Raw genomic sequence first — 9,208 nt, 5'->3', positions numbered from 1 at the left:
GTTACTGGCCGAATCAACTGAGTTTCTCAGAATCATGCGGAATGGTGATGAGAATGCTGATGACATTGCAGGGCGCTTCACCGGGACGTATACCGGAGCTGATGCGCGATCTTGCAAGTATGGGACAACTTGTGAAATTACCGACGAGAAGGGGAAGGGCCTTCCCGAGAGTGGTAAAGGAGAGGCCCTGGAAATACCCCACAGCCCCGAAAAAGAGCCAGTCAGTTGCTTAACTGACTGGCATTACACCGAAAAGGTGGCGTTTGTGCAGAGGGACTAGTGCCGGGTGCGGCGTAACGCCTGATCCGGCCTACCGATTAATCGTCCAGGAAGCTACGCAACACTTCAGAACGGCTCGGGTGACGCAGTTTGCGCAGCGCCTTCGCTTCGATCTGACGGATACGTTCGCGGGTAACGTCGAACTGTTTACCCACTTCTTCCAGCGTGTGGTCGGTGTTCATATCGATACCGAAACGCATACGCAGAACTTTCGCTTCACGCGCGGTCAGGCCAGCCAGCACGTCGTGCGTTGCCGCACGCAGGCTTTCGGTGGTCGCAGAATCCAGCGGCAGCTCGAGGGTGGTATCCTCGATGAAATCCCCCAGATGCGAATCTTCATCATCACCGATCGGCGTTTCCATGGAGATTGGCTCTTTGGCGATCTTCAGCACTTTGCGGATCTTGTCTTCCGGCATCAGCATACGTTCAGCCAGTTCTTCCGGCGTCGGTTCACGGCCCATCTCTTGCAGCATCTGGCGAGAAATACGGTTGAGTTTGTTGATAGTCTCAATCATATGCACCGGAATACGGATGGTGCGCGCCTGATCCGCGATAGAACGGGTGATCGCCTGACGGATCCACCAGGTTGCGTAGGTGGAGAACTTGTAACCACGGCGGTATTCGAATTTATCAACCGCTTTCATCAGACCGATGTTGCCTTCCTGAATCAGGTCAAGGAACTGCAAGCCACGGTTGGTGTATTTCTTGGCGATAGAAATAACCAGACGTAAGTTCGCTTCAACCATCTCTTTCTTCGCACGGCGGGCTTTCGCTTCACCGATGGACATACGACGGTTGATATCTTTAACCTGCTCGATGGTCAGGCCGGTTTCTTCTTCAATCTGCTGCAGTTTCTGCAGGGCGCGATGCACTTCTTCAGAGACATCGTGCAGTTTTTCCGACCACGGCTTGTTCATCGCAATTGCCGCGTTGAACCAGGTATCGCTGGTTTCGTTGCCGGTAAACAGGGTAATGAAGTTTTTCTTCGGCATTTTGCACTGCTCAACGCAGAGCTTCATGATCAGACGTTCTTGCGTACGAACGCGGTCCATCATGACGCGCATGCTGTTGACCAGGTAGTCAAACTGCTTCGGCACCAGGCGGAACTGTTTGAATACTTCAGACAGTTTCAGGATCTCTTCCTGAGCGGCAGCGTGACTGCGACCTTTCGCTTTGATGGTGTCACGCGTTACAACGTACTGAGCGCGTAGTTCCGCAAATTTTTCGCGAGCCAGTTCCGGGTCGATGCTGTTGTCATCATCGGCGCTGTCGTCATCGCCATCTTCTTCGTCTTCATCTTCGTCATCGTCCAGATCTTCCTGGGAAAGCTCAGAACCGACGTGAGTGGCGGTAGGTGCCAGATCTTCTTCTGCGTTCGGGTCAACAAAGCCGGTGATCAGATCGGACAGACGCGCTTCTTCTGCTTCAACACGATCGTACTGTTCCAGCAGATAGGTGATCGCTTCCGGATATTCAGCAACGGAGCATTGAACCTGGTTGATCCCGTCTTCAATACGCTTAGCGATGTCAATTTCGCCTTCGCGGGTCAACAGTTCAACGGTGCCCATTTCACGCATGTACATGCGTACCGGGTCAGTCGTGCGCCCGATTTCAGATTCCACGCTGGAAAGCACCTGCGCGGCGGCTTCGGCAGCATCTTCGTCCGCGGTGTTTTCAGCCAGCATCAGATCATCGGCATCCGGTGCTTCTTCCATCACCTGAATGCCCATGTCGTTGATCATTTGGATGATGTCTTCGATCTGATCTGAATCGACGATATCTTCCGGCAGATGGTCATTGACCTCGGCATAGGTCAGATAGCCTTGCTCCTTACCACGGGTGACAAGAAGTTTCAGCTGTGACTGCGGGTTTTGCTCCATAAGACGGTATCCACACTTATTTCATGAGGTTGGTGTTGGGCGATTGACCCGATGTCCTTCAGCCGTTAACGCTGAAATCCAACGGTTGTTTACCGCCAACGATAATTACGAGGGCGTACTTATATATTTGCCGCTGCCTCTCAGTGCGGCTGTCGGGGGCTTCCCGATCGCTCTTCGGCACTTAAGCCGTTAAATCACTTTTTCGCCAGCTCCTGGTTTAATGTCCAGAGCTCCAGGCGTTCTTCGTTGCTTAAACCATGCGTGCGCTCACGAGCGATTAACTCTTCCTGGCGCAGTTCAAGCAGCGAATCAAACATATGGTTGAGTGAGTCGGTGAAGGTTTGCTCAGCAATATTCTTATCTGCTATATCGTCCCACATCGACAGTTTTTCAAGGGTGGCAGCATTATTTGTACCACGATAGTGCTCTAAAAGTTGCCCGGTGGTCAGACCTGGCTGGGAGAGACAAGTGTTGACCAGTTCTCTGAATAAGCCAAGTCCAGGGAGCTTATTTTCATCCAGATTCTCAAGCGGCGGGACCAACGTCGCTAATTCTGGATTTTGCACCAGCAACCCTATAAGTATACGCATGGTCGTGCGTTTTAGCTGCGGAACAGGGCGAGAAACGCCGCTCTCTGCCGCTTTTGGCATTAATCGTTCAAGCTGGCTGTCATCAAGTATGCCTAATTTGTTGCCTAATTCCTGACGAAGATATATTCGCAGCGTTTCGCCCGGCACTTGCGATATCAATGGCAGTGCCAGCGTACTCAAACGTGCGCGCCCGTCAGGGGTACTCAGATCAACTTGCGGCATCAGGCTGTTAAACAGAAATGCGGAGAGTGGCATCGCCTGCTCCATCCGCGCTTCAAACGCTTCTTTACCTTCTTTTCGTACCAGCGTGTCAGGGTCTTCGCCATCCGGCAAAAACATAAAGCGTAGCTGACGGCCGTCTGTCATGTAAGGCAGCGCCGTTTCCAGCGCTCGCCATGCGGCATCACGGCCTGCACGGTCGCCGTCATAACAGCAAATGACATTGTTGGTCGCGCGGAACAACAGTTGTATGTGATCGGCGGTGGTTGACGTACCTAACGACGCAACGGCGTAATTAATGCCGTATTGCGCCAGCGCCACCACGTCCATATAGCCTTCGACCACAAGCAGACGATTGGGTTCAGCGTTATCCTGCTGCGCTTCATAAAGACCGTAAAGCTGGCGGCCTTTATGGAAAATGTCTGTTTCCGGCGAGTTCAGGTATTTGGGGGTATCGTTGCCCAGCACGCGCCCGCCAAAACCAATCACCCGACCGCGTTTATCGCGAATGGGGAACATCACCCGCTCGCGGAAACGATCGTAACTGCGTCCCTGATCGTTAGTGACCAACATCCCCGCATCAATCAATGACTGGCGATTTTCTGGATTGCCGCCAAACCGCTTCAGGACGTTGTCCCAGCCGGGGGGCGCAAAACCAATCGCAAAGCGAGCGATAACCTCGTGGCTTAATCCGCGTTTTTCCAGATACTGGCGCGCAGACGTGGCAACAGGTTGTTGTAAAGATTGTTGGTAAAACGTATTCAGACCGTCCATCAACTGATAAAGCGTTTGCCTCTGATGGCGCTCGATCTGGCTGGGGCCGCTGCCTGCTTCAAATGGCACTTCAAGATTGTGCATTGCTGCCAGCTCTTCGACCGTTTCGACGAACTCAAGCTTGTCGTAGTTCATCAGGAAGTCGATCGCGTTGCCGTGCGCGCCACATCCAAAGCAGTGGTAAAACTGTTTCTCACCGTTAACGGTGAATGACGGGGTTTTCTCGTTGTGGAATGGACAACACGCGTGGAAATTCTTGCCCTGCTTTTTCAGCTTCACACGGGCATCGATCAGATCGACAATGTCAGTGCGTGCCAGCAGATCATTAATGAATACGCGTGGGATTCGTCCAGCCATAGGCCCCGATTTTTAGCAATTCATAAACGAAAATAAGCCGCGCATTCCTTTCGGAAGCACGGCCTTACAACTACAACTCGGTCTGATCGGAGAGCAACGCTCTCGGGGAATTAGTACAGACGAGTGCGGCGTGCGTTTTCGCGAGCCAGTTTCTTCGCGTGACGTTTCACTGCAGAAGCTTTAGCGCGCTTACGTTCGGTAGTCGGTTTTTCATAGAACTCACGACGACGAACTTCCGCCAGAACACCTGCTTTTTCGCAGGAACGCTTGAAGCGACGCAGAGCTACGTCGAACGGCTCGTTTTCACGTACTTTAATTACCGGCATGTGCCTCTCACCTTTGATTAATTCGGTTTGCCGCTGGCATCAACGCCAGCTTATTTCAAAATGGTGCGGAATTTTACTGCAATTGCTGCTGCTTTGTAAAGCACCGCGGCCTTTTTGAAAGGGATTTTTATAAGGGTGAGGAGTATACACGAGGCTTTCTCCAGGGGCGAACAAAGTTTTACATCAACCCGCATTGGTCCTACACTGCGCGGTAATAAAGCGAGGTAAAACAAGTCATGCGTGTACTGGGTATTGAAACTTCCTGCGATGAAACCGGCATCGCCATTTACGACGATGAAAAAGGTTTGTTAGCCAACCAATTGTATAGTCAGGTGAAATTGCACGCTGACTACGGCGGCGTCGTGCCTGAACTGGCCTCCCGCGATCACGTGCGCAAAACCGTACCGTTGATCCAGGCGGCGCTAAAGGAGTCTGGCTTAACGGCAAAAGACATTGATGCTGTGGCCTATACCGCAGGCCCTGGATTAGTCGGCGCACTGCTGGTTGGCGCAACCGTGGGGCGTTCTCTGGCGTTTGCCTGGAACGTTCCGGCAATCCCGGTACACCATATGGAAGGGCATCTGTTAGCGCCGATGCTGGAAGATAACCCGCCTGAATTTCCGTTTGTCGCGCTGCTGGTGTCCGGCGGTCATACGCAGTTAATCAGCGTGACTGGCATTGGTCAGTACGAGCTGCTCGGCGAGTCTATCGATGATGCCGCCGGTGAAGCGTTTGATAAAACCGCGAAGCTGCTGGGGCTGGATTATCCTGGCGGACCGTTACTGTCGAAAATGGCGGCTCAGGGTACTGCCGGGCGCTTTGTTTTCCCGCGTCCGATGACCGACCGTCCGGGGCTGGATTTCAGCTTTTCTGGTCTGAAAACCTTTGCGGCGAACACGATTCGTGACAACGGCACCGACGACCAGACGCGTGCTGATATCGCCCGGGCCTTTGAAGATGCGGTGGTCGATACGTTGATGATTAAGTGTAAGCGAGCGTTGGATCAGACGGGCTTTAAGCGACTGGTCATGGCGGGCGGCGTGAGTGCTAACCGCACGTTACGGGCGAAGCTGGCGGAAATGATGAAAAAACGCCGCGGCGAAGTGTTCTACGCGCGTCCGGAGTTTTGTACTGATAACGGCGCGATGATCGCCTATGCCGGAATGGTGCGGTTTAAAGCAGGCGCGACGGCGGATCTCGGCGTTAGCGTGCGTCCGCGCTGGCCGCTGGCGGAGTTACCGGCTGCGTAAAACTATTGGGTGCCGGAGAGCAATTTCCGGCACGTCCTCACTTAAAGCAACACCACGGGCATCCACAGTAAGCCGGTAATCACCAGCAACACGAGGAATATCAGCCCAAAAATCGCCCCCAGTCGCCAGTAATCCGCCGTTGGCAGATAACCACTACCGTAGTAAATCGGACTGGGTCCGGTGGCGTATGGTGTAAGAATGCTCCCCAGACCAATTGCCGCGCCAACCATCAGGCAGAACACCGGCAGCGGGATTTCCGGCATCGCCAGCGCAGCGGCAATCATCATCGGTGCGAGGGCGGAGGTATACGCCGTGGCGCTGGCGAAAAAGTAGCGCAGCAGATAAAACACCACAATCAACGCCACCATCACCATCGTTGGCGAATAACCGCTTAAGCTGCCTGCTAACAGTTTGCCAAACCAGCTAATAAAACCAGTGTTGTTGAGTCCGGTAGCGAGGGTGATAAGCGAGGCCAGCCAGAAGAAAACGTTCCACGCCGCTTTATTACTGACAATGTCGTCCCAACTGATAATGCGCAGAAGCAGCATCAGTGCCACCACGCTGTAACCGACCATCGCGGCATCGATATAATCACCGCCGAAAATCCACAGCACCAGCGCGCCTACCATCAGCCCCAGCATCCGTTTTTCACGCGAACAGAGCGGGCCCATTGCCTGCAGTTCCGTCTCTGCCCAGCGCGGCACCTGATCGCCAGACTTCAGTACCGGCGGGTACAGCACATAAGCCAGCCAGGGAACCAGCAGCACCAGCAAAATACTGAGCGGCAACATCCCGAGGAACCAGTCGCCCCAACTCAGCGTGGCGTGAGATGCGCTTTTCATCAGTCCAATTAACAGCAAGTTTGGTGCCATCGCCGTCAAGAAAATGGCGCTGGTCACGCAGTCGGCAACAATCCCCATCCACATGATGTACGAGCCAATGCTGCGCGAACTGCTGTCGTTTGGTTGTGATTGATAGAGCGGTGGCAGGTTACGGATGATGGGATAGATAATCCCCGCACCACGCGCCGAGTTGGACGGTGTTACAGGTGCGAGGATCAGCTCGGAGAACATCACCGCATAGCCGAGAAACAGCGTGCGATGTCCCATCTTTTTCACCAGAATCAGCGCAATGCGGCGTCCAAGCCCGGTTTTTTCATAGCCTGTGCCAAACATAAAGGCGGCGAAAATGAGCCAGATAACCGAATTAGAAAAACCAGAAACTGCCCAGGAGAGGGATTTGGCGGTGAACTTAAAGCCTGGCTGGGCGAGCTGTTCGGGGCTGAACAGCAGCCAGGGAGAGAGTATGGCGATGATGGAGATACCCACCATCGCCACCACGGCACCCGGCACGGGTTCGAGGATCAGTCCAACGATCACGCCAGTAAAAACGGCAAAGTAGAGCCAGGTATGACTCTCCAGCCCTGCGGGAACCGGAATTAGAGCAATAATGGCGATGACCGCCAGCGGCGCAAGGTATCGCCACCATTCAGTGGAAGGTTTCATCGTGTTATGCCTGCGAAAAAGGAGAGGGGGCGAGCCTCTCCGGGAGGGTTATTTGATGTAATGGACGTGCTCGCAGATCTCTTCCACGATGGGATCGCGGCGTTCGGCGAACAGCTTTTTGTTTTCGGCTATCAGATTGTTGCCGTGGGTATCAATAGAGACAATCAGCGGGCCGAACTCTTTGACCCGGCAGACCCACAGCGACTCCGGCATTCCGAGCTCTGTCCAGTGCACTTCTTCAATCTCTTCCACCTGGGTTGCCGCCAGCACCGCGCAGCCTGCCGGGAAAATCACATGTAGCGCCTTGAATTTCTGGCAGCCTTCTTCGGTCAGCGGCCCCATTCCGCCTTTGCCAACCACCAGTTTCACGCCGGTCTGCTCGATAAATTCACGTTCAAAACTTTCCATACGCATACTGGTTGTCGGGCCAACGGAAACCATCTCCCATTTATCGCCGTTTTTGCGCACGATGGGGCCAGCGTGGAAAATCGCTTTGCCGTTGAGATCGTAAGGGATCGGACGTTTCAGTTCGATCAAGCGGCGGTGACAAACGTCACGGCAGGTCACCAGCGTACCGGTCAGGTAGATCACATCGCCGACGCGAATATCTTGCAGATCTTCAGCTTTGATCGGGGTTGTCAGGATCTTTTTCATAACGCGCTCCGGGTGTGAGACAGATTTTCAAAGGTGAGATCGGCATGAACCAGCAGTGTGCCGCGACGATGCGCCCAGCAGCCGGTAGAGACAGCAACGCCGATGGTTGACGGATGGCGGGCGGCAGATTCGATATGTACGCCCATCACTGAACTGTTGCCAGTCAGCCCTTGTGGACCAATCCCCAGACGGTTGAGTCCTTCTTCCAGGCGTAGCTCCAGTTCTGCCGCTTTTGGATTGGGATGGCGGCTGCCAATCGGGCGCAAAATGGCTTTACGCGAGAGTACGGTGGCGGTTTCCACCGAGGTGGCGATGCCCACGCCCACCAGTACCGGTGGACAGGCGTTTACGGCGAGGGTGGAGATATTTTCGAAGACGAATTTCACCACGCCTTCGTAGCCTTCTGACGGCATTAACACTTTCGAGCGGCCAGGTAGCGTGCAGCCGCCACCTGCCATGTAAACGTCGATTTCCGCATCGTCATTGTCGGGGATGATGTCCCAGGTGACCCACGGTACGCCGCTACCGGTATTTTTGCCGGTGTTTACTTCGTCAAAAATTTCTACCGCATTGTGACGTAGTGGCGCTTTGACGGTTGCCTCTTCCACGGCTTGTTTGAGTATGCTTTGCAGCTCGCCAAGCAGTGGGAAGCGGGAACCGACTTTAACGAAGAACATAATCTCCCCGGTGTCCTGACAGGCAGGACGATTCAGGTCAATCGCTTTTTGCATGTTGTCGAACATCGTATGGTAGATAATTTTCCCCATCGACGACGTTTCGGCATCCTTTAGCTGTTTTAGTTTATCCACCACGTCATCAGGCATTCGGGTAGAAATCATGGCGGTAAAGTTAGCGACAATCTCTGTCAACTTATTCACTGCCTGTTGCTTATTACTTTCGCTCATCATGGCAACTCCAGTTTTTGTATTTGTCTGGAAAAATTCACCGCCACAAACTACCACTAAAAATGTGGTTTTATATTTTTTGCCACCGTGAATATGTAATTAACAGTTCGTGAATCAACGCGAAAATAAGAATGAATATTGCGCCAGAGCAGGGAATGGCAATGTTTTGCGAAATACACTGCGCTTATCACAACTGCGGATAATTAACGATGCTGAATAGCTGGCCTTTAGCCAAAGACTTGCAGGTACGGTAATGCTGCCAACTTACTGATTTAGTGTATGATGGTGATTTTAAGGTGCTTGCGTGGCTTCCATTTCCATCAGATGTCCTTCCTGCTCCGCTACTGAAGGCGTGGTGCGTAACGGCAAAAGCACTGCCGGACATCAGCGCTATCTCTGCTCTCATTGCCGTAAAACATGGCAACTACAGTTCACTTACACCGCCTCTCAGCCCGGTACGCACCAGAAA

General features: G+C 53.3%; 8 protein-coding genes and 1 pseudogene. 3 read left to right on the top strand and 6 right to left on the bottom strand.

The features are described from left to right. Nucleotides 1–233 (top strand): annotated as a pseudogene (locus BGK49_RS04600) (IS4 family transposase); the annotation flags it as partial. 84 nt (nucleotides 234–317) lie between these two features. Here the strand turns inward: BGK49_RS04600 and rpoD are convergent. The 3 genes from rpoD to rpsU all read right to left on the bottom strand — a co-directional run bounded on the left by rpoD (nucleotide 318) and on the right by rpsU (nucleotide 4,425). Beyond that, a complete protein-coding gene (rpoD, locus tag BGK49_RS04595) occupies nucleotides 318–2,159 on the bottom strand; it encodes an RNA polymerase sigma factor RpoD (RefSeq protein WP_000437371.1) in 1,842 nt (613 codons plus the stop codon). A 194-nt stretch (nucleotides 2,160–2,353) separates the two neighbouring features. Continuing rightward, nucleotides 2,354–4,099 carry a DNA primase gene (gene dnaG / locus BGK49_RS04590; protein WP_000918827.1) on the bottom strand — a complete coding sequence of 582 codons (1,746 nt, stop codon included), beginning with the start codon at nucleotides 4,097–4,099 and terminating at the stop codon, nucleotides 2,354–2,356. A 110-nt stretch (nucleotides 4,100–4,209) separates the two neighbouring features. After that, complete coding sequence (gene rpsU / locus BGK49_RS04585; protein WP_001144069.1) at nucleotides 4,210–4,425, bottom strand: 30S ribosomal protein S21; 216 nt, start codon at nucleotides 4,423–4,425, stop codon at nucleotides 4,210–4,212. Between the two features lie 236 nt (nucleotides 4,426–4,661). Here rpsU and tsaD point away from each other — a divergent pair, with 236 nt between their 5' ends. Continuing rightward, a complete protein-coding gene (gene tsaD / locus BGK49_RS04580) occupies nucleotides 4,662–5,675 on the top strand; it encodes a tRNA (adenosine(37)-N6)-threonylcarbamoyltransferase complex transferase subunit TsaD (RefSeq protein ID WP_001264365.1) in 1,014 nt (337 codons plus the stop codon). A 41-nt stretch (nucleotides 5,676–5,716) separates the two neighbouring features. Here the strand turns inward: tsaD and ttdT are convergent, their stop codons facing one another. The 3 genes from ttdT to ttdA are packed head-to-tail and all read right to left on the bottom strand — an operon-like array spanning nucleotide 5,717 to nucleotide 8,742. Then, nucleotides 5,717–7,180, bottom strand: coding sequence for an L-tartrate/succinate antiporter (ttdT, locus tag BGK49_RS04575; RefSeq protein WP_000804928.1), 1,464 nt, complete (start codon nucleotides 7,178–7,180; stop codon nucleotides 5,717–5,719). 48 nt (nucleotides 7,181–7,228) lie between these two features. Next, a complete protein-coding gene (ttdB, locus tag BGK49_RS04570) occupies nucleotides 7,229–7,834 on the bottom strand; it encodes a L(+)-tartrate dehydratase subunit beta (protein WP_000722957.1) in 606 nt (201 codons plus the stop codon). Then, nucleotides 7,831–8,742 carry a L(+)-tartrate dehydratase subunit alpha gene (ttdA, locus tag BGK49_RS04565; RefSeq protein ID WP_075319085.1) on the bottom strand — a complete coding sequence of 304 codons (912 nt, stop codon included), beginning with the start codon at nucleotides 8,740–8,742 and terminating at the stop codon, nucleotides 7,831–7,833. Before ttdA ends, ttdB begins: the two co-directional genes overlap by 4 nt. 301 nt (nucleotides 8,743–9,043) lie before the next feature. Here ttdA and BGK49_RS25345 point away from each other — a divergent pair. Continuing rightward, the coding region (locus tag BGK49_RS25345; protein WP_047664789.1) for an IS1 family transposase at nucleotides 9,044–9,208 on the top strand (165 nt) is incomplete at its 3' end.

Origin of the sequence: Shigella sp. FC1544 (genome assembly GCF_001722145.1) — a bacterium.
GTDB classification, from domain to species: Bacteria; Pseudomonadota; Gammaproteobacteria; order Enterobacterales; family Enterobacteriaceae; genus Escherichia; species Escherichia coli.
Note: the sequence above shows the minus strand (reverse complement) of the source record. Positions and strands in the feature narration are given on the sequence as shown.